General features: G+C 69.5%; 19 protein-coding genes. 6 read left to right on the plus strand and 13 right to left on the minus strand.

Annotated elements, in window-relative coordinates:
* Positions 1-22 precede the first annotated feature (22 nt).
* On the plus strand, positions 23-526 hold the full coding sequence (locus ACFFGN_RS11320) for a hypothetical protein (protein WP_380046245.1): 504 nt from the start codon (positions 23-25) through the stop codon (positions 524-526).
* Here the strand turns inward: ACFFGN_RS11320 and idi are convergent.
* The 8 genes from idi to ACFFGN_RS11360 are packed head-to-tail and all read right to left on the minus strand — an operon-like array spanning position 523 to position 10,182.
* Positions 523-1,098, minus strand: coding sequence for an isopentenyl-diphosphate Delta-isomerase (gene idi / locus ACFFGN_RS11325; RefSeq protein ID WP_380046247.1), 576 nt, complete (start codon positions 1,096-1,098; stop codon positions 523-525). The genes ACFFGN_RS11320 and idi overlap by 4 nt on opposite strands.
* Positions 1,099-1,120: 22 nt before the next feature.
* The gene (locus ACFFGN_RS11330; RefSeq protein WP_380046249.1) at positions 1,121-2,170 is read right to left on the minus strand and encodes an NAD(P)-dependent oxidoreductase; all 1,050 of its coding nucleotides are present in this window, start codon (positions 2,168-2,170) and stop codon (positions 1,121-1,123) included.
* On the minus strand, positions 2,167-3,006 hold the full coding sequence (locus ACFFGN_RS11335; protein ID WP_380046251.1) for a methionyl-tRNA formyltransferase: 840 nt from the start codon (positions 3,004-3,006) through the stop codon (positions 2,167-2,169). The genes ACFFGN_RS11330 and ACFFGN_RS11335 overlap by 4 nt, the downstream gene beginning before the upstream one ends.
* A 31-nt stretch (positions 3,007-3,037) precedes the next feature.
* Complete coding sequence (locus ACFFGN_RS11340) at positions 3,038-4,195, minus strand: VWA domain-containing protein (protein ID WP_446685181.1); 1,158 nt, start codon at positions 4,193-4,195, stop codon at positions 3,038-3,040.
* A complete protein-coding gene (locus ACFFGN_RS11345; RefSeq protein WP_380046253.1) occupies positions 4,192-6,372 on the minus strand; it encodes a DUF5682 family protein in 2,181 nt (726 codons plus the stop codon). Before ACFFGN_RS11345 ends, ACFFGN_RS11340 begins: the two co-directional genes overlap by 4 nt.
* Positions 6,369-7,469: an ATP-binding protein gene (locus tag ACFFGN_RS11350; protein ID WP_380046255.1), complete on the minus strand. Its 1,101-nt coding sequence runs from the start codon at positions 7,467-7,469 to the stop codon at positions 6,369-6,371. Before ACFFGN_RS11350 ends, ACFFGN_RS11345 begins: the two co-directional genes overlap by 4 nt.
* Positions 7,466-8,863 (minus strand): DUF5691 domain-containing protein, encoded by a 1,398-nt coding sequence (locus ACFFGN_RS11355; protein WP_380046257.1) that lies wholly within the window; start codon positions 8,861-8,863, stop codon positions 7,466-7,468. Before ACFFGN_RS11355 ends, ACFFGN_RS11350 begins: the two co-directional genes overlap by 4 nt.
* The gene (locus ACFFGN_RS11360; RefSeq protein ID WP_380046259.1) at positions 8,860-10,182 is read right to left on the minus strand and encodes an SWIM zinc finger family protein; all 1,323 of its coding nucleotides are present in this window, start codon (positions 10,180-10,182) and stop codon (positions 8,860-8,862) included. Before ACFFGN_RS11360 ends, ACFFGN_RS11355 begins: the two co-directional genes overlap by 4 nt.
* Before the next feature lie 86 nt (positions 10,183-10,268).
* On the opposite strand from ACFFGN_RS11360, the gene ACFFGN_RS11365 reads away from it, so the two are divergent.
* Together ACFFGN_RS11365 and ACFFGN_RS11370 are read left to right on the plus strand one after the other, a co-directional pair.
* The gene (locus ACFFGN_RS11365) at positions 10,269-10,406 is read left to right on the plus strand and encodes a hypothetical protein (protein WP_380046261.1); all 138 of its coding nucleotides are present in this window, start codon (positions 10,269-10,271) and stop codon (positions 10,404-10,406) included.
* Between the two features lie 1,278 nt (positions 10,407-11,684).
* Positions 11,685-12,053, plus strand: coding sequence for a DUF4180 domain-containing protein (locus ACFFGN_RS11370; protein WP_380046263.1), 369 nt, complete (start codon positions 11,685-11,687; stop codon positions 12,051-12,053).
* On the opposite strand, the gene ACFFGN_RS11375 is transcribed toward ACFFGN_RS11370, so the two are convergent.
* From ACFFGN_RS11375 to ACFFGN_RS11390, 4 genes are all read right to left on the minus strand, one after another.
* Positions 12,050-13,315 (minus strand): RNA polymerase sigma factor, encoded by a 1,266-nt coding sequence (locus ACFFGN_RS11375; protein ID WP_380046265.1) that lies wholly within the window; start codon positions 13,313-13,315, stop codon positions 12,050-12,052. The genes ACFFGN_RS11370 and ACFFGN_RS11375 overlap by 4 nt on opposite strands.
* A complete protein-coding gene (locus tag ACFFGN_RS11380; RefSeq protein WP_380046267.1) occupies positions 13,312-13,677 on the minus strand; it encodes a YciI family protein in 366 nt (121 codons plus the stop codon). Before ACFFGN_RS11380 ends, ACFFGN_RS11375 begins: the two co-directional genes overlap by 4 nt.
* A gap of 78 nt (positions 13,678-13,755) precedes the next feature.
* A complete protein-coding gene (locus tag ACFFGN_RS11385) occupies positions 13,756-14,931 on the minus strand; it encodes a serine hydrolase domain-containing protein (RefSeq protein ID WP_380046269.1) in 1,176 nt (391 codons plus the stop codon).
* A gap of 11 nt (positions 14,932-14,942) precedes the next feature.
* Complete coding sequence (locus ACFFGN_RS11390; RefSeq protein WP_380046303.1) at positions 14,943-15,383, minus strand: MarR family winged helix-turn-helix transcriptional regulator; 441 nt, start codon at positions 15,381-15,383, stop codon at positions 14,943-14,945.
* A gap of 75 nt (positions 15,384-15,458) precedes the next feature.
* On the opposite strand from ACFFGN_RS11390, the gene pip reads away from it, so the two are divergent.
* Positions 15,459-16,409 (plus strand): prolyl aminopeptidase, encoded by a 951-nt coding sequence (gene pip, locus ACFFGN_RS11395; protein ID WP_380046271.1) that lies wholly within the window; start codon positions 15,459-15,461, stop codon positions 16,407-16,409.
* Between the two features lie 18 nt (positions 16,410-16,427).
* Positions 16,428-17,399 (plus strand): MSMEG_6728 family protein, encoded by a 972-nt coding sequence (locus tag ACFFGN_RS11400; RefSeq protein ID WP_380046273.1) that lies wholly within the window; start codon positions 16,428-16,430, stop codon positions 17,397-17,399.
* Between the two features lie 14 nt (positions 17,400-17,413).
* On the opposite strand, the gene ACFFGN_RS11405 is transcribed toward ACFFGN_RS11400, so the two are convergent.
* Complete coding sequence (locus ACFFGN_RS11405; protein WP_380046275.1) at positions 17,414-18,097, minus strand: GAF and ANTAR domain-containing protein; 684 nt, start codon at positions 18,095-18,097, stop codon at positions 17,414-17,416.
* Between the two features lie 149 nt (positions 18,098-18,246).
* Between ACFFGN_RS11405 and ACFFGN_RS11410 the strand changes: the two genes are divergently transcribed.
* Positions 18,247-19,119: a manganese catalase gene (locus ACFFGN_RS11410; RefSeq protein WP_380046277.1), complete on the plus strand. Its 873-nt coding sequence runs from the start codon at positions 18,247-18,249 to the stop codon at positions 19,117-19,119.
* Positions 19,120-19,204 lie beyond the last annotated feature (85 nt).

A 19,204-nucleotide genomic window follows, 5' to 3' on the forward strand; every position in this document is an offset into this window, starting at 1 on the left:
GCGGCGGAACCAACCTGCTGCCATGGCATTCGCGCTGGTGGACGCGTCCGGAGCGGTCCAGCTGAAGAAGAAGGGCCCGCTGTCCTTCGTCCTCAGCTGGATCCTCGGCCTGCTCTTCGCCTTGAGCGGCCCGGCGTTGATGGTCTCCGGGTTCCTGATCCCGGAGACCGAGGCCGACGCGGGACGGTGGATGACCGTCGCCATCGGCGCGGTGGTCGCCTGTATCGGCATTCCGTTCACGCTCGCGATGTGGCGCGGCGAGTTCCTGGAGAGGCGGTACGCCGCCCAGCTGCGCGCCTACGGCGTCCGCGCCGAAGGTGAGATCACCGCGACCCGGCCGAGCTCCCTCGGCGACGAAAGCGCCACCGCGTTGACGCTGCGAGTCACCGGTCCGGGCCTCGCGCCGTACGAGGTCGAGTACAAAACCCTCGACAGCGGCGACTACCTGATCGGCGCCCGCCTCGATCTCCTGGTCGACCCCAACGACCCCGAGATCTTCGCCGTACCCGACGACACGCCGCGCTAAGCCGTCGCGGCGGGTGGGAGGTCGCGGGGGTCGGCGATCGGCCAGCCGGCGGGATCGGGGCCGAGCGCGGCGAGTTGCTCGACCTGGAGCACGCACCACGGTGAAACCCCGGCGCGGCCCCCGCGGACGTCGTCGACGAACGGCGTCCAGTCGATCCAGCGGGTTTCCTCGACCTCGGCCGGGTCCGGCGCCGGGTCCGAGTCGGTCGTGACCCGGTAGACCGGGCAGAGCTCGTTCTCGACGGTGCCGTCGGCCATCACGGCGCGATAGCGGAACGCGGGCAAGACCAGGTCGACCGCGGTCGCCGTCACGCCGAGCTCGTCTTGGAGCCGGCGCTGTACGGCGAGCTGCATCGACTCACCGGGCGATGGATGCCCGCAGCAACTATTGGTCCAGACTCCTGGCCAGGTTCGCTTCGCGAGCGCGCGCTGGGTCAGTAGCAACCGCCCGCGCGCGTCGAAAACGTAGCTCGAAAAGGCCAGGTGCAAAGGTGTCGCGGCATGATGCACCGAGGCCTTGGCCTCCACCCCGACGGCCCGGCCCTGCTCGTCCAGCAACACCACCTGCTCCATCCAAGCAGCCTAACGCCCGGACCTAATGGGGCAGCGGGTGGAGGCCGGGTGGGTAGTTGTGGCCGTTCGCGATCATCCAGGCGGTCGAGTTGACGATGACGGCGGCGGTCAGGTCGAAGGCGTTGAGGCTGTCGCCGTCACCCGCGGCGAGGTTGGCCACGTGCCCATCGGCGAACAGCAGTACCTCACGGCCGTTCACCTGGTGGCTGGTCACGGCCGGGATCACCCGGGTGGCGGGGCCGAGCGCGGGCAGGTCGATCTCGTCCGGCGAGTGGCCCGCGTTGACGAGGAGACACCCGGGCTTGAAGTTCGGCAGGGCCGGTACGGCGCCCGGGCGGCCCGTCGCGGTGACGATGACGTCGGCGCGAGCGGCCAGCTCCGCGAGCTGGCCCGTCTCGAAGCCGTCGTACGTCGCGATCGTGGCTCGGGCCGGATCCACCTCCGCGACGAGAACCTGCGCTCCGTGACCCCGGGCGGACCGGGCCAAACCGCCGCCCACCTCGCCGTACCCGACCACGACAACGACCAGGCCGTGCAGGGACAGGTTGGTCCGCGACAGCACGGTCTGCCAGGTGCTCGATCCGACGGCGAACCGGTTGTGCAGGTGGTTCTTCAGCGGCAGGGCGTCCGCGTCGAAGACGGGATGCGCCAGCGTGAGCGCGCTGATCCGGCTCAGCCCGGTCCGGGTGGTCTCGACCCCGGCGACGATGCCGTCGTACCCGCGGGTGGCGGCCTCGACCACGATGTCGCCACCCATCTCGACCGTGTGGGTCGGTTCCCAGTCGACGCACTCGCCAACGGACCCGACGGTTACTCCGCAATCGCCCAGCAGACCGACGATGTTCGTATGGGTGGTCGCGGGATCGGCCTCGTGCACCATCATCGCCGCGCCCGCGTCGAGCAGGGCCGACAGCATCACGAAGGCCTTCAGATCAAGATGGCTGGTCACGGCCAGACGGACGTCGTCCAGTCGCGGGAGAGCCTGGCCAGCCGCCTTCGTGTGGGTCATCCAGCGATTCGCCCAGGCGAGGCGGGCATCCAGGTCGACGGACTGCCAGGCGGTGGGGTTCATTCCGCCACCAGGTGTACGACGGCGTCGGCGGCTTGCACGGTCCAGCCGTCCGGGTGCTTGTCGATCACCGTGCCGGGGGTCAGGCCCGCGCTCGGCTCGATCCGGACTTCGCGGACGAATACCTCGGCGCCCTGGATCGGAGTACGCGCGGTGACGGAGGTGACGTTGAGGGCGGCGGCCTTCCGGCGAATGACGGCGGCCGGTTCGGTCAGGTCGAGCCAGCGCTCGGCCTCGGTGAACACTGGGGCCTGGCTGGCGAGGGCCGGATCCTGCGGTACGCCCGGATCGCGCGCGAACGCCTTCGCCGTACCCTCCTCCAGCACCTCGCTGAGCATCTCGCCCCAGGCCTGGAAGATCGCGGCACCGGTGAGGTCCGCCGGCAGCGGCCGTTCGCGCTGGGCCATGATCGCGCCGGTGTCGAAACCGGCCTCGGTCCGGTGCAGGGTCGCGCCGATCGTCTCCGCGCCTTCGTAGACCAGGCGGATCGGGTTCGGCCCACGCCCGGCCGGCAGCGGCGACGGGTGCAGGTTGTAGGCGCCGTACGCCGGAACGTCCAGGATCTCGGCCGGGATCAGCCGCGGGAACGCCATCGACACCACCAAGTCCGGTTCGAGCGCCGCGATCGCCGGGGCCGCCACCGAACGGAGCTTGCCGGTGATCAGCACGTTCGCGCTTTCCGGCAGGTCCAGCACAAACGGCCGGGCGGCGGCGTCGTACCGCTGGTTCGCACCGACGGGCGGGGTCACCACCAGGACGATCTCGTGCTCGTTCCGCTCGGCCCAGGCCTCGAGACGGAGGTAGGCGGGCAGGAACGAGGTCAGCGCAACGATTCGCATTACCCCAGCCTCTCAGGTCAGATCGGGGCTCTCAGTCGGGTAGGGCCTTTGCGGCCCAGACGCCCAGGTCCTCTCGGCGAATGGCCGCCGCCATCAAATCCGGGAACAGATCCGGCGTACAGGCGAAGGCGGGGATGCCTAGCTCGCTCAGCGCGGTCGCGTTCTCCGCGTCGTACGACGGAGCGCCGGAATCGGACAACGCGAGCAGGGCGACAACCTGCACCCCGGACTCGACCAGGGAACGGGCCCGGCGCAGCAGTTCCTCGCGGACGCCACCCTCGTACAGGTCGCTGACCAGCACCAGGATCGTCTCGGCCGGACGAACCACCAGACCCTCGCAGTAGGCCAGCGCCCGGTTGATATCGGTCCCACCGCCCAGTTGCGTGCCGAACAGTACGTCGACCGGATCGTCCAGCTGATCGGTCAGATCCACCACGGCGGTATCGAAGACCACCAGGCTGGTCCGCAGGGCGCGCATCGACCCGAGCACCGCGCCGAACAGGCTCGCGTACACCACGGATTCGGCCATCGAGCCGGACTGGTCGATCGCCAGCACGATGTCGCGTTGCACGCTGGAATTGCGGCGGGCGTAACCGATCACCCGGTCCGGCACGATCGTGCCCAGCTCGGGTGAGTAGTGCTTGAGGTTGGCCCGGATGGTGCGATCCCAGTCGATATCGCTGTGCCGGGGCCGGGTGGTCCGCGCGGCCCGGTCCAGCGCGCCGGTGACGGCGGCCCGGGTCCGTTCGGCGAGGCGGGCCTCCAGTTCGAGCACCACCTTGCGGACCACCTCGCGCGCGGTGTTGCGGGTCTGCTCGGGCATCACCTCGTTGAGGGTGAGCAGCGTGCTGACGAGATGGACGTCGGGCTCGACCGCGCCGAGCAACTCCGGCTCCATCAGCAGCCGGGTGATTCCGAGGCGGTCCACCGCGTCCCGCTGCATCACCTGCACGATGCTGCTCGGGAAGTACTGGCGGATGTCCCCGAGCCAGCGGGCCACCCGGGGCGCGGAGGCGCCGAGACCCGCGGCGCGTTTGGTGCCGGCGCCTTCCGGGGTGCCCTCGTACAACGCGGCAAGGGCTTCGTCCACGGCGCGATCCTCCGGCGACAGGCTCTGCGCCGTACTCTCGTCCGCCTCCCCGCCGAGCACCATCCGCCACCGGCGCAGCCGCTCGTCGCCGGTGGTCACGCGCTCACCCCCAACAGGAGCCGTACGACGGGTAGCGCGGCGGCGGCTCGTTCGTCCTCGAGGTCCGGTACGGCGGCGACGGCCCGGGGTTTACCCCGAAGATCGCGAGCGCGCTCACCGATGGACCGCCGCTCGGGTGGCGCGAAGGTGCCGAAAGTCCTTCGCAGCAAGGGCAAAACCTCCAGGAACGCCGCATCCGGAACGGCCGCGAGCCACCGGTCGACGAGTTCCAGCAGACGTTCGTCGTGGATCAGCAACAGGCCTCGCCCAGCCAAGAAGCCCTCGACGTACGCCGCGGCGGCGTTGGTCTCGACGCCTGGGGTGAGCGCCCGGCCGAGGCGGAGCGCGACCTCGGCCGAGTCGAGCCGATCCGCGTCGAGCATCAGCCGGGTCAATCGCCCGGTGATCAGCGGTGGCACCGTGGCCCGGTCGCTCAACCCCTGCAAGGTGGTCAGCCACTCGTCACGAACGCTTGCCGATAGCAACGAAGTCACCTCTTGCACGCCCTCGATCAACGTCAGCACGGTGGCGGCGGCCTCCGCGTCCAGCCCGTGCACCGTACGGCCGAGGCCGGCGCAGACGCGGGCGACCATGCGCTCGGCCACTTCGGCCAGGCCGCCGGTGTCGTTGCCGCGGACATCGCCGTACCGGGCCGAACGCGCCAGAGCCGGGAGAGCCGCCATCAAGTGGCCCACATCCGCGTCCTTGGCCGCGCGGGTGTCGACGCCACGCAACAACTCGGGCAGAGCGTCGGGCAGATCGGCCGGCAACGATCGCTCCAGCGCGGCAGTGACCTCGGCGAGCGTCGACGCATCGGCCGCGGCGGCGAGCATCACCGTGGTGGCAGCGCCGAGCACGGTGGTGCCGTGGGCGCCTGCGGCGACGAGGTCGACCTCCAGGCCCGGCTCCCAGAGCAGCGCCCAGGTCTCACGGAAGGTGCCCTGGTTCTGCCGTTCGCCTTCGGCTGGTTCGCCCCAGTCGACGTTGAGAATGCGCAGGCGGTGCAGAAGGCGGGACTTCGCCAGGTCGTTCGATTTACGCAGGTCCAGATCGACGAATCGCTCGGTTGCGTCGCGGCGCATTCGTAACCGACGGGTTTGCGCCGCCAGGTCGGCGGCGACCGGCGCCTGCGGGGTGTCCGGCGGCACGCTGCCGAGCAGCTGGCCGACTACCGCCTCACGGGTGACCAGGTCGAGGAGAACGTCGTTGCCGTTGCAGAGCACTGCTCTCGTCGCCTCGGTGACCTCGCTCAGCCCGGCGAGCGGCCGCTCGCGCAGGGCCGCCAGGGTCTCCGCCAGCCGCACGGCCTCGATGACGTGCGCGCTCGACACCGGCAGGTCCTTCTTGCGCAATACCTGGGCGACTTGGGTCAGCCAGCGAGTGGTGACGTGATCCGGCGCCGTGAAGAGATGGTGGTACCAGCCGGGCGAGGTGACCCCAGCGCCGTACCCGCTGGCGGTCGCGAGGCGGCTGTGCGTCCACGGCACCCAGGTGCAGGCGACCTTGCGTTTTGGCAGGCCTTTCAGGATGCGCTGGTCGTGTGTTGCCGGGGGCAACGGTTCGGTCAGCGCCGGTACGTGCCAGGCGCCACAGACCACGGCGATGCGCTCGAACCCTTCGCGAATCGCCTTACGCAGCACGGTTCGCATGTACGCCTCGCGCTGCGCCTCGCGTCCCTCGGCCATCTCCCCGGCCCGGAGTTCGCCCATCGCGTCGGCGATCACCTCGAACGGCGGAGCGCCATCCCGGCGATGCTCGACCACGTCGTCCCACCACCGCTCGGGATCGTCGTACCCACCGGCGCGGGCCAACTCCGCCAGCGGATCGATCGCGAGCCCGCTGCGCTTGTCGCCGGACGATCCCGCGAACTGGAAGGCGGCAGGCAGATCGCAGAACCGCACCGGCACTCCGGCCGCCAGGCCGTACCGAATGGCCTGCCACTCCGGGCTGAAGACGGCGAACGGCCAGAAGGCGGCCCGGGTCGAATCGTCCACGGCATACGCGAGCAGCGCGACGGGTGGTTCCATCGCCTCGTCGGCAGCGAGCGCCACCACCTTGTCCGCCTCGGGTGGACCTTCGATCAGTACGACATCCGGGCGCAACTCGGCGAGGGCGGTCGCGAGCGCGCGGGCCGACCCTGGTCCATGGTGGCGAATACCGAAGAGGTGAACGGTCATCCGCTGATATCCCGGCAGGCCCGATAGAAGTCGGACCAGCCCTCCCGCTCACGAACCACCGTTTCCAGGTACTCCGACCAGACCACGCGATCGGCCGACGGGTCCTTCACCACCGCGCCGAGAATGCCGCCGGCCACGTCGTACGACCGGAGCACGCCGTCGCCGAAGTGGGCCGCGAGCGACAGACCGCCGGTCACCACGCTGATCGCCTCGGCGGTGGACAGCGTGCCCGAGGGCGACTTCACCGCGGTCCGGCCGTCCTCGGTCCGGCCCGCGCGAAGTTCGCGGAAGACCGTGACAACCCGGCGGATCTCGGCCAGGGCGTCGTCTTGCTGGGGCAGTTCCAGTGCGGCGCCCAGTTGCGCGACCCGGCGGGACACGATCGCGACCTCGTCCTCGGCGGAGTCCGGCAACGGCAGGACCACCGTGTTGAAGCGGCGGCGCAATGCGCTCGACAGTTCGTTGACGCCCTTGTCGCGGTCGTTGGCCGTCGCGATCACGTTGAAACCCTTGCGGGCTTGGACTTCCGTCGCCAGCTCGGGCACTGGCAGGGACTTCTCCGACAGCACGGTGATCAATGCGTCCTGCACGTCGGACGGCATCCGGGTCAGTTCCTCGATCCGGGCGATCTTCGCCCCGGCCATCGCGCGATAGACCGGGCTCGGCACCAGCGCCGCCTCGGACGGGCCTTGGGCGATCAGCTGGGCGTAGTTCCAGCCGTAACGGATCGACTCCTCCGCCGTACCCGCAGTGCCCTGGACGAGCAGGGTCGAGTCGCCGCTGATCGCGGCCGCGAGGTGCTCGCTGACCCAGGTCTTCGCCGTACCTGGTACGCCGAGCAGAAGCAGGGCCCGATCCGTCGCGAGGGTTGCCACCGCCACCTCGACCAGCCGGCGCGGGCCGACGTACTTCGGGGTGATCTCGACGCCGTCGGCCTCACCACCGAGCAGGTACGTGACGACGGCCGCCGGGGACAACAACCAGGCGGGCGGACGCGGCCGGTCGTCGGTCTTCGCAAGCGCGGCCAGCTCACCGGCGTACTCCTCCTCGGCGTGCGGGCGCATCACCTCGGTGCTGGAGGCGACGGATTCGGTCATGACAGCTCCTCGTACATCTCGCGTCGAAAGGTCAGCGTCTCGATCAGGCGCCGCCGCCAGGTCTGTTCCTCGTCCACCGCACGAGCCGTGATCGGGTGGTCCAGCGCCGCGACCGGCACGGCCTGCGCGACGGCACTCGCGAGCCGCGCCCAGCCTTGATCCGGTCCGGCCCGGTTCAGCAGGTCGAGCATCGCGACCGCCAAACTCTCCGGCCAGGGCACCGGCAGACCGCCGACCACCTGGGCCAGCTCACCACCCTTGCCCAGCGCACCGACGGCCGCGGCCCATTCCTCTGGCGGCAGGACCGCGATCAGGCGTGCACTCGCGGCTTTGGTCGTCAGCAGGGCCCGGGCCCATTCGGCATTGCGCTCGCGCACCGTGGCATCGCCCAGCGCCTCCAGCAACAACGCCCGGTCGAACCCGCTCACCTCCGCCTCGACCATCCGCACGTCGTACACCGAAAGGGCTGCCGCGGCGAGGATCTGCCGTAACCACCAGGCCTTCTCGCCGATGGCCAGACGTGGTTTGGCGGTGATGCCGTCGCGCAGCATGGTGTCGTCCAACCGGCGCGGCAGGCTGACCCGGACCCGCCCGGGCTCGAACGCCAGGCACTCCCGCACTCTGGCCGCCATCCGCGCGGAATAACGCGAACCGGGGATCCGCGCGAGCAACCCGGCAGCCGTACGACGGACCTCGGCCGCACGATCGTCCAGGGCTCGTTCGCAGAAGTCCTCGTCGGCCGGGGAAAGGTTGTTGGTCAAGAGGGCAAGGAATTCCGCGCGCACAACGGCGGGCTCACTTGGCCAGACTTCCGCCAAGGCCTCGCGCGCCGCGGCCGGGTCTTGCTCGCGGGTGCGGATCAGCCAGGCGCGGCGCTGGTTCGGCGTGCCGTGGGTCCAGTCCTGCTCGGAGTCGGAGGCGTTGTGCAGGGCGAGGAATCGCCAGTCCGGGTTGAGTTCCGCCAGCCAGGGACCGCGCCGACCGGCAGCGGCCGCGACGAGGGCGCGGTACTCCGTTCGCCCGCGGGCGAAGTCGGCCAAGGCCGGTAGGAACTCCGGCGGTACTGCCCAGCCGCGATCCAGCACGAGTCGTAACCACTCGCCGAGGACCGTCGCCTGTTCGCCGCCGAGCATCATCGCGAGACGCCCGATCGCCGCAGGCCGGATCAACGGCGCGTCCTCGCCTTGTGGAGGTTCGATCGGCTCGAGGCCTTTGAGCGGGGAACGGCCGGCCCGGCGGTACGTCGTTTCCAGCGCGGCCGCGTCCAGCACCAACCGAACGGGGTCACTCGCATCCAGGTCGCGTCGTACGGCCTCGGGCAGGTCGTCGGCGCTCGGCGGACGCCGATCGGTCCCGAGCAACGCCGCGCTCACGAGCTTGTCCCAGCCGGTCATGCGAGCGCCACCGCCCGATCTTGGTGCCAGCAGGTGACCGGTCGAAACCCGGCGCGGTTCCACTCCCCGGCGACGGTCAACGCCTCCCCTGCCGAGACGGCCAGCAACGGCCAGGGATCCACCCCGGCAAAGAGCGGTACGGCGTCCCCGGCGGCATCCACCAAGGCCCAGCCGGTCCCGCGCCGGGCGGGTCTGACCTCGGCGAGCACGAACGGCAATCGCTCGTTCCACGGGTCCGTGCCGAGCGCTTCGGCGAACGACGCCAGCGCCTCGTCGACCGTCGTACCAGTAGGCCGCGCGCCCTGTTTCGGCTCGGCCGTCGGCGTCAGCAATGCCCTCATCGGCAAAGCGCCCGGGTAGTACGCGAGAGTGCCCGGTACGACGTCGCCAGGCCCGCCCGGCAACAAGTCGAGCTGCCGCCCGGGCGCCGCGAAGTTGAGGATGAGCCCGATCCGCCCGGTATCACCGCCCCGGAGCCAGACCCGGCGAACGGTGAGGCGGTCATCGGGTTCGACCACCTGGCCGAGCATGAGCCACTCGTCATCGACCTTCTCGCCCTCATTCCGCACGCGGGCCGTCTCGACCGTCCAGCCGATCCGCGCGCGAACCGTCTCCGCCAGCGGCGCGGGCAATTCCCCAAGGCGCGCGTGGGCCTGCACGGTGAGGTGGATCAGCGCGAGCTCCTCCAGCAACGCACCGGGCCAACCTTCGCCGCGGCCGATCACCCCGGCCGCCCGGCGGATCGCCCCGGCGAGACCAGGGGCCTGGGCGTCCACCATCCGCGCGGCGAGACGGCCGAGTTCGTCGTACCCCCGGTGCTCGAAACCGGACAGGCCGTGCCGGATCTGGTCCGCCAGCCAGGCCTCCAGCTCGGCGACCCCCGAGGCCACCCGATCGGCCCGCATCGCCGCCCGTTTAGCGGCCGCCTCAGGATCCGCGGGCTCGGCGGTCTTTTCAGTCTTTGCGTCGTCGGTTTGATCGGCCTTGCCGGCGCGGGCCTCGCGATCCGCCAGCCAACTCGCCACCCAAGCCGGCTCCGCCTCGGCCGGCAGAACGCCCGCGGACCACAGCAGGAGCAGCCCGAGCGCATGCTTGCAGGGGAACTTCCGGCTCGGGCACGAACACCGGAACGCAGGCCCGTCGAGATCAACCGATGTCTGGTACGGCTTGGCGCCACTGCCCTGGCACAAACCCCAAACCGCCCGCTCGTCGCAACCGGCCGAACTCCACTTGGCGATCCGGGCCAAACCTTGCCCGGCCCGGACCGAAGCCGCGTCGGACGCAAGGCCGAGCACCTGCTCCGAACTCCAGCGCTGCAACGTCCCTCCTCGGCCGATTCCCTGCCGCGAAGCATGCCACCCCCACCCGACATTTCTCTCGGCACTTGCTCCCTAGGGCTGAACCGATGAACCAACTGCGCGCGTACATCGAAGCCTGCTGCCGCCACGACATCCCAGCCGCGCACGCCACGCTGGCCGACGAATGCGTAACGATCGAGTCGTACGGCGCCATCTACCTCGGCAAGCCTCGCGTCGAGCAATGAATGAACGCCTGGTTCACCGCCGGCGCACCTCGACAACTGGACCATCACCGCCGAGATCGTCACCGCCCACGCCCTCATCACCAGTGGCACCTGGCACGCCTATCCCCACCCCGCGCCCCCGGCCGACCCTAAGCGCGAGCCGATTCGCCACGTCGACGCGGCGACCGGCCCGGCGAGTCCCCAGGAGAGTGCCCAGGAGAGTGGCTGGCCACTGACACGGTGGGTTACCACCTGGGATTCCGGAGTGGTAACCCACCTTCCAAGTGGCTGGCCACTGCCAGGCACCGGCCCAACCCACGCGAAGGTCTCCACCAGCGGCACGCTGCCACCTCAAACGCTTTGCCCCGGACGCTGATGCCGGGTTCTAGCGCGACTACCCGGCTTCAGCACCACCACTACCGAGTTATTGCGCCGCTACCCGGTTGCAACCAGGCAGCCCCACCAAAACTCGGCAGCCGCCCCAGCCCACCCCAGCCACCGTGCCAACCGTCGGCGCCGAGCAATTCGCCGCCGCATTCTGCGTCCGACCGTGAGAAAGGCGGACGCAGCCGGACCGCACCTCGCGTCCGACCGTGAGAAGGCCCCGCGCGGGCACACCGCATTTCGGGTCCGACCGTGAGAAAGCCCCGCGCGGGCACACCGCATTTCGGGTCCGACCGTGAGAAAGCCCCGCGCGGGCACACCGCATTTCGGGTCCGACCGTGAGAAGGGAGGCGAGGGCTGGACGGCCACTCCGATGCGCAGTGCAGCGCGACCCGGCACGTGGCGGACGGCGGGCCGGCGTGTTTCGTACGGCGGGGGACAGCGTGTGTCGTATGGCCGACTTGTCGCGGTGCGCAGGGCGGCTTGGACCCGGGCAGACCTCACCCGTCCCCCTGATAGCTGCCGCCTTTGGTCGGTTCGGGTCGGGTCAAGGGCGCGCAGCGTCGGCGCAGCCGATTCCCAACCCTTGACGCGGCCCGGACCGACCTGACCATCGAGACCACTCAGGGGGACGGGTGCCACCGGTACCACCCCACCAACGCCACGCCTCAGCCAGGCGAAGACCAACGCCCCGAGCGGACGCACCGCAGCCACCCGCACGCACGCACGTACGTACGCACGTACGTACGTACGCACGCACCGCACGTCGTCGTACCCCACCGCTAAAAGCGCATCCAACCCCAGACCGACCTGGCCACGACCACCGAAGCCACCACGGCGAATTGTTCCCTAACCTTCCACATGAGAAGCTTTAATAAAGCCGTTTAGAGTAAAACGAGATTCAAAGGGAGCGGGATGAAGAGCCAGATCGTCCGGTACGGCGAGCAGGTGGTGGCGGTGGTTTCGACCGAAGGGCCCGCGTTGCGTACGCAGCAGGATGTGGTGGATCTCATCGGTGAGCACTACTTCGAGAACCCGGACTGCTTCGCGGTGCCGGTGACGCGCCTAGCGGACGACTTCTTCGACCTGAGCAGCCGGATCGCCGGGGAAGTGGTTCAGCGATTCGTCATGTATGGATCCCGCCTCGCCGTCATCGGCGACATCTCCCACCACACCGCAGCCCGCCCGAACCTCGACGCGTTCGTTCGCGAATGCAATCAAGGCCGCGAGGTCTGGTTCCTCCCCGACCTACCGACCCTCGGCACCCGCCTCACCGCCGCCTAGCCCGAGGCGACTGAGAGACGGCTCGCGCGGGCGGTCAGGTAGCGCTGCTCGGGCTGACTGGTCGTTCGCCGAGCCGCCTCCAGATACCCCGCGCGCGCCGCATCCAACTCCCCCGCCAGCTCACGCAAATGCGCCCGCACCGCATGAAGACGATGGTGTCCGGCCATCCGCCGATCCGCCCCGAGCGGTTCGAGCAGCGCGAGCCCAGCATCCGGGCCGTCCACCATCGCGACCGCGATTGCCCGATTGAGCGTGATCATCGGATTCGGCGAGATCCGTTCCAGCACTTGATAAAGCACCGCGATCTGCGCCCAATCAGTGTCCTCGGCCCGAACCGCCTCGTTGTGCACAGCAACAATTGCCGCCTGCAACTGATAGGGCCCCAGCGGCGCCGTACGCATCGTCGCCTCGATCAATTCAGTGCCCTCGGCAACGGCCGCCGCGTCCCACAGCGAGCGATCCTGCTCAGCCAGTGGAATCAACGAGCCGTCCGGACCCGTTCGCGCCGGGCGATGCGCATCGGTCAGCAACATCAGCGCAAGCAGACCCGCCACCTCACCGTCATCCGGCAGCAGCCGTCGTACCGCCCGGGTCAACCGAATCGCCTCAGCGCTCAGCTCCACCCGATGCAGATCCGGCCCGGACGACGCCGTGTATCCCTCGTTGAAGATCAGATAGAGCACCTGCAGCACGACCTGGAGCCGTTCGTCCCGCTCCTCCTCCGGCGGCATCGCAAACGTCGTACCAGTGGAGCGGATCTTGTCCTTGGCCCGGCTGATCCGCTGCGCCATCGTCGACTCGGGCACCAGGAACGCATGCGCCACCTGCGCGGTGGTGAGACCGCCGACCGCCCGCAAGGTCAACGCCAGCTGGGACGACGCGGACAAAGCCGGATGACAGCAGAGGAACAACAGCGTGAGGGTGTCGTCCTCAGCCGGTACGGCGGCCGGCTCGGCCCCGACCCCGCCAAAGGACAACTCACCGGAGGTCACCTCGCCCAGCGAGAGCCGGAACGCCTTGACCTCGCGCTCGCGCCGGGCGTTCTCGCTGCGCCACAGATCGGTGAGCCGCCGGGACGCGACAGTGATCAGCCAGCCGCGCGGGTTGTCCGGCAACCCCTCCACCGGCCAGTTCGTGGCCGCCGCCAGCAGGGCCTCCTGGACGGCGTCCTCGCAGAGGTCGAACCGCTCGTTGCGCCGCGCGAGGATGCCGAGGACCTGCGGCGCCAACTCGCGCAGCAGGTCCTCGATCGATGCGCTCATTCCGGCCCGGCGGAGAAGACCACGGGCCGTACCTCGATCCCCAAGCCGGGCACGGCCGCGTCCGGAATCATCGCGGCCAGCTCGTATGCCCGGGCCTCGTCCACGCATTCCACCAGGTAGTAGCCGCCGAGGAACTCCTTCGACTCCACGAACGGGCCGTCCGTCACCACCGGGGCGCCGTCCCGCACGCGGACCACGGCACTCTTGGCCGGTTCGGCCAGCGCGACCGTGCCGAGAAACTCCCCGGACTTCTGGATCGTCTCCATGAAGGGGCCGTGGCCCGTCATGACGGCATCACGTTCGGCCTCGGTCAGGGATTCCCAGATGGCCGGGTTGACGGTCATGATCAGCAGGAACTTCACGTTGTTGTCTCCTTCGTCACCGGTGACGCCGGCCGGCGCCTCCACCGGTAGGACGGAGCCCGCGGGCCGTTCTCGACATTATCCCTGAACGAGTGGCGCCAATGCGGTCAGGAACTTCGTCATCACCGCGTCCACGTTCTTGTTGCCGTCCGCAAGCAGGACCGCGACGGAGAGTCGCCGGGTGGGAATCACCGCGAGCAGGCTGGTGTAACCGGGCGCGTTGCCCCGGTGACCGAAGGCGTCCCCGAGCGGGCCGAGCGTGGACGAGAACCGCATCGTGCCGAGACCGTACTCACTCGAGCCCGAAGGCGAGCCCGAGATCAGCTGGTCCACGATCGCGGCGGGCAGTACGCGGGCGCCGTACAGCTGGTATCCCCAGCGCGCCACCGTCGCGGCGTCGGCCGCCATCGAACCGGCCGCCGCCGACGAGCTGGCCACGGACCGGCACGGGATGAATCCGTCCGGGATCGTTCCGCACACCTCGGACTTCGAACCCGCGATCGGCTCCTGCGGGCGTTCGCCGTCCTGGAAAGCGATCCGGCGCAGGCCGGCCGGTTTCACCAGATCGTTGCGCAGAGCAAGGGCCAGCGGCTTCTTCGTGACGGCCTCGATCGCCATCCCCACCAGCAGATAACTCGCATTGCTATAGGAGTACGGCGAACCGGGCTTACGTGGCGCCGACGTGTGGTACTTCAGCGCCTGCCGGGCGGTCCACCGTCGTGCGGGCGCACCGGCGAGGTCCTTCGCCATCTTCTCGTAGTCACTGGGCAGGAAATCGGGCACACCCGCGGTCATCGCGAGGTACTGCCGGACGGTGGCGCCGTTGGCCGTCAACCGGTGCTTCACGTACCGCGACAGCGGCGCGTTCAGGTCGATCCGGCCCGCCTCGGCCAGGCGGAGCACCTCGGCCGCGACAAAGGTCTTGGTGATACTGGCCGTGGCCATCTCGGTCGAAGGCCGGAGCGTCTCACCGAGGGCGTCCGCGCCGGCGGCACCGGTCCAGGACCAGCGATCGCCCACGATCACGGCGGCCGTCACGCCCCGGGCGGCGGTCTCGGCGCCGGGCGTGGTCTTGAACAACGCCACGACCTCGTCCAGCACCGCCTGCAGTTTCGCGGCGGCCTGTCCGTCATCGAGCGCCGCCACGGCTGGCGCAGGGAATTCCCGGCCGACCGGGGTGGGCGCCGTCTTCGGCGCACTGGTCGAGCACCCCACGAGAACTGCCGACAGCAGCACCGCGACAAGGGCCCTCATGGCCCGCGATGTTAGTCCTGATCTGGTCGATCCTGAACGTTTCCGGCGATCCTCGCCGCGAAGGACCGCTTTTCCAGCGCGCTTTCGATTTCCGCCAGCACCTGCGCCAGTGGCACGGACAACTCCTGATCGAGCTCGGCCATGGCGGCCTCGGTCGCGTCCCACTCCGCCTCGATCACCGGCAGCAACTCCCGGGTCCGTTCGGTCAGCCGCACGATTCGCTGGCGTGCGTCCGCGCCGCGCGTCAGCGCCACGAACCCCGCGCGCGCCATCTGGTTCACCGTCTGGCTGGCGGCCGAATGCGTCACGCCGACCGCCAGCGCGAGCGCCCGGATCGACAGCGGCCCCTCGGCCAGCAAAGCCCGCACCACCGGGGAGAACCTGGGCCGGTAGTCCGCCAGGCCCTGCTCGTCGTACACCTTGGCGACATCGCCGTCGAGCAACTCGAGCACATGTCTGAGGTGGGTTCCGGCGCCGCGGTACATGATAGGAATATAACAGTACTGTTAGATTTCTCGAGGAGCGCCATGTATCCCCCGATCGAGCCGTTCCAGACCGGTCTGCTGGATGTTGGTGACGGCAACCATGTCTATTGGGAGGTCTGCGGCAACCCCACCGGCAAGCCGGCCGTCGTGCTGCACGGCGGCCCAGGCTCGGGTTGTACGCCGGGATGGCGGCGGTTCTTCGACCCGGCGGCGTATCGCGTGGTGCTGCTGGACCAGCGCGGCTGCGGCCGGTCCACCCCGCACGCGAGCGAGTTCGGCGTGGATCTGAGCGTGAACACCACGCATCACCTGATCCGCGATCTGGAGCAGCTCCGCGATCACCTCGGCATCGACCGCTGGCTGGTCTTCGGTGGTTCCTGGGGCGCGACGCTCGGCCTGGCGTACGCCGAGGCCTATCCCGGGGTGGTGTCCGAACTGGTGCTGTTCAGCGTCACGAACACCACCCGCCGCGAGGTCGAGTGGATCACCCGGGACATGGGCCGGGTCTTCCCCGCGGAGTGGGCCCGCTTCCGCGACGGCGTACCGGCTGAGCGGCGCGACGGCAGCCTCGTCGACGCGTATGCCGAGCTGCTCGCCGATCCGGATCCGGCCGTGCGTGCGAAGGCGGCGCGCGACTGGTGCACCTGGGAGGACTCGCACGTCGCGGTGCACGCCAACCACCAGCCGGACCCGCGGTACGGCGACGCCCGGTTCCGGATGGTTTTCGCGAAGCTCGTCACGCACTACTGGCGGCACGCGGCGTGGCTGCCCGACGGCCAATTGATGCGGGAGGCAACCAAACTGGCCGGTATTCCCGGTGTGCTCGTGCACGGGCGGCTCGATGTCAGTGGCCCGCCCGATATCGCCTGGCAGCTGGCTCAGCTCTGGCCCGACGCCGACCTCCGGCTGATCGACGAGGCGGGCCATGGCACCGGTGATCCCGGCATGGCGGAGACCGTTCTTGCCGCCCTGGACCGCTTTGCGAAGGTCTGAAGTGGGCACTGGGGGCCCATGCAGACGTTTGTGCCGTATGCCGACTTCGCTGCCAGCGCCGCGGTGCTGGACGATCGGCGGCTAGGCAAACAGCGGGTCGAAACCCTTCAGATCCTGCGGGCGCTGGTCTGGCCGGACTACGGGTGGAAGCACCATCCGGCCGTGGGTATGTGGCGCGGTTTCACCCGTGCCCTGGTCGGCTACGGCACGGCCGTGTGCCGGGAATGGGGCGCGCGGGGTCATACCGACAGCACCTTGCCGACGCTGCTCGAATTCACCGGCGGGGAGGTTCCGGAGCAGCCCACGCTGGCCGCCGCGGGCGCGCTGCCGCCGTGGTTGGGCGAAGAGGCCGTGCACCTGTCCCACCGCTCGGCCCTGCTCCGGAAGGACCCGACGTACTACGGGCCGATCTTTCCCGGGGTACCCGATGATCTGCCCTACCTCTGGCCGCGGCCGGCGTTCCCGCGCTGGCCGGTTCGCCGTACTCACGAAGAAGGACTGTCCGTCGAGGAGGCGGCCGAGCTGCTCGGCGTGACCGACCTGAGCGAGGACGAACACCGCGTGCTGGTGAACCTGCGCGTCGGCTATTCCGGCACCATCTGTACGGCGCCACAGCGGGCCGGCCTGCTGGGACTGCTCGCAGGATGGTGTACGCCGGGACGCACGCTGTGGTTGCTGCCCGGCGAGCCCGTTCGGGCCGAGTCGTCACCGCACCCGCTGCCCGCGTGGAGCGAGCCCGCCCGACCGGGTATCGCCCGTCCGGCCGGCCCACGGGAGATCGCCGCCACCCGGGACGAGTGGTCGAACGATCCGGAGTTCGTGTTCCGCCGGGTCAGCGAGCCACTGGACGATCCCGGGGACGCCGGCCTCGTCGTACTGGATGGGAACGTCGAGCTGCGCGGGCCGCGCGCCTCCGCGCCGGTCCTGCGCCTGGTGACCGAAGGCCCGCACTCATTCGTACACCGGGTCGCCGCCACCGCCTCGCGTTGAACCACGCCAACCCGTCAGCGGCGGGCCTGGTCGGTGGTTTCGGCGACGAGGGCCTCCGCGACCACCCGGAGTTTCACGTTGCCGGTCTGCGAGGTGCGGACCAGGAAGTCGAACGCGCGATCCGCGTCCAGCTTGTACCGCTCCATCAGTACGCCGACCGCCTGGCCGATCACGTTGCGGGTCAGGATGGCCTCGTTCAGCGTCTCCTCGTGCCGGGCCCAGCCCATCGCGATCGCGATATGCGTCGCGTACATCCGGCCGAGCATCAGGGTCTCGTCATCGATCTGCCGCGCGGTGGCGAAGTACAGGTTGAGCGCGCCGCGAACCTGATCGTGCTGAGCCCGGAACTGGAAGGCCACCTGGGCGCCGACCCCCATCTCGGCGACCTTCGGGCCATAGACCGGCCAGCGCGGATCGGTCGCCATGTCCGGCACGATCACCACCGGCTCTTCCAGCGCCGCCCGCACACACGGCCCCTCACCGAGCAGGTACTGCAGCTGGTCGGCCTGGACCGACAGCGAGTCGGTCGGTGCGACCGTCTTGATCGAGCCGTCGCGGTGGGTGACCGACAGGCTGGCCGAGATCAGGTCGGGAATGTTCTCGACCGCGCTACTGGTGAGGCTCCGCAGCGTGTCGTCCAGGTCGATCGGCACGTTCAGCGCCGCGGCGATATCCGCCATCACCTGGTCGAGCGACACCAATGGAGACGACTCGGGTATCACAGGCAGGTCCCCCCTTCAGGACAGTTCTCCCCCATTCTCCGCCAGTGTGAACCTATTTCCCGCGATCGGTGTATCTGGCCGCCCCTTGGGTACCCCCGGGCCTCGCCAAACTGGATGGAGGATCCATGTTCCGCCACACCAAACGACTGCAGTTCGAAGCCCGGCCGGAACGCCCTGACCCGGTTTACGCCAGGAAGCTGCAGGAACTCATCGGTGGTGCGTACGGTGAGATGACGGTGACCATGCAGTACCTGTTCCAGGGCTGGAACTGCCGGGTCGAGGGCAAGTACAAGGACCTGCTGATGGATACCGCGACCGAGGAGATCGGCCATGTCGAGATGCTCGCCACGATGGTGGCGCGGCTGCTCGAGGGCGCCCCCTCGACCGTGCTGGCCGAGTCGGTCAAGGACCCGGTGATGGCCGCCGTACTGGGTGGCATGGATCCGCAGCAGGCCATCGTGGCCGGCGGTGGCGCGCTGCCGAACAACAGCCAGGGCGTGCCCTGGAACGGCGGCTACATCATCGCCAGCGGCAACCTGCTGGCCGATTTCCGGGCCAACGCGGCGGCCGAGGCCCAGGGGCGGTTGCAGACCGCGCGGCTCTACAACATGACCGACGACCCCGGCGTACGGGAGATGCTGCGGTTCAACCTGGCCCGCGACACCGTGCACCAGAAGCAGTGGCTGAAGGCCATCGAGGAGCTGGAGTCCGACGGACTGGAGACACCGATCGTGCCGAACGCGTATCTGGACGAGGAGAACCAGGACCACAACCACACCATCTGGGGTCTGTCCGACGGTACGGACGGGCCGAAGGGTGGCTGGTCGAAGGGCAAGGACGGGCTGGAGTACCTGACGGACCCGCAGCCGCTCGGCGGGCCCGGTACGGCGCCCGCGCCCGATCCGGCGCTCTACGGGACCTACTCGGCCACGCAGGACGCCATCGGCACGGTGAAGGGCAAGGCGCAGGCAAAGGCCAAGAAGGCCACCGGTAAGTGATCATCGGGTCCTGTCCGGTCGGCGACGTTTCGCCGGCCGGGCAGGACGCGGTGCTCGGTGTCAGCCGGAACGAACGGGGTACCAC

Origin of the sequence: Kribbella deserti, from assembly GCF_042434725.1 — a bacterium.
Taxonomy (GTDB): Bacteria; Actinomycetota; Actinomycetes; order Propionibacteriales; family Kribbellaceae; genus Kribbella; species Kribbella deserti.

What these genes read in the sequence shown, in the direction of transcription:
- ACFFGN_RS11320 (WP_380046245.1), top strand. Translation starts at nt 23, where the DNA reads ATGGCATTCGCGCTGGTGGACGCGTCCGGAGCGGTCCAGCTGAAGAAG.
- idi (WP_380046247.1), bottom strand. Translation starts at nt 1,098, where the DNA reads ATGGAGCAGGTGGTGTTGCTGGACGAGCAGGGCCGGGCCGTCGGGGTG.
- ACFFGN_RS11330 (WP_380046249.1), bottom strand. Translation starts at nt 2,170, where the DNA reads ATGAACCCCACCGCCTGGCAGTCCGTCGACCTGGATGCCCGCCTCGCC.
- ACFFGN_RS11335 (WP_380046251.1), bottom strand. Translation starts at nt 3,006, where the DNA reads ATGCGAATCGTTGCGCTGACCTCGTTCCTGCCCGCCTACCTCCGTCTC.
- ACFFGN_RS11345 (WP_380046253.1), bottom strand. Translation starts at nt 6,372, where the DNA reads ATGACCGTTCACCTCTTCGGTATTCGCCACCATGGACCAGGGTCGGCC.
- ACFFGN_RS11350 (WP_380046255.1), bottom strand. Translation starts at nt 7,469, where the DNA reads ATGACCGAATCCGTCGCCTCCAGCACCGAGGTGATGCGCCCGCACGCC.
- ACFFGN_RS11355 (WP_380046257.1), bottom strand. Translation starts at nt 8,863, where the DNA reads ATGACCGGCTGGGACAAGCTCGTGAGCGCGGCGTTGCTCGGGACCGAT.
- ACFFGN_RS11365 (WP_380046261.1), top strand. Translation starts at nt 10,269, where the DNA reads ATGAACCAACTGCGCGCGTACATCGAAGCCTGCTGCCGCCACGACATC.
- ACFFGN_RS11370 (WP_380046263.1), top strand. Translation starts at nt 11,685, where the DNA reads ATGAAGAGCCAGATCGTCCGGTACGGCGAGCAGGTGGTGGCGGTGGTT.
- ACFFGN_RS11375 (WP_380046265.1), bottom strand. Translation starts at nt 13,315, where the DNA reads ATGAGCGCATCGATCGAGGACCTGCTGCGCGAGTTGGCGCCGCAGGTC.
- ACFFGN_RS11385 (WP_380046269.1), bottom strand. Translation starts at nt 14,931, where the DNA reads ATGAGGGCCCTTGTCGCGGTGCTGCTGTCGGCAGTTCTCGTGGGGTGC.
- pip (WP_380046271.1), top strand. Translation starts at nt 15,459, where the DNA reads ATGTATCCCCCGATCGAGCCGTTCCAGACCGGTCTGCTGGATGTTGGT.
- ACFFGN_RS11400 (WP_380046273.1), top strand. Translation starts at nt 16,428, where the DNA reads ATGCAGACGTTTGTGCCGTATGCCGACTTCGCTGCCAGCGCCGCGGTG.
- ACFFGN_RS11410 (WP_380046277.1), top strand. Translation starts at nt 18,247, where the DNA reads ATGTTCCGCCACACCAAACGACTGCAGTTCGAAGCCCGGCCGGAACGC.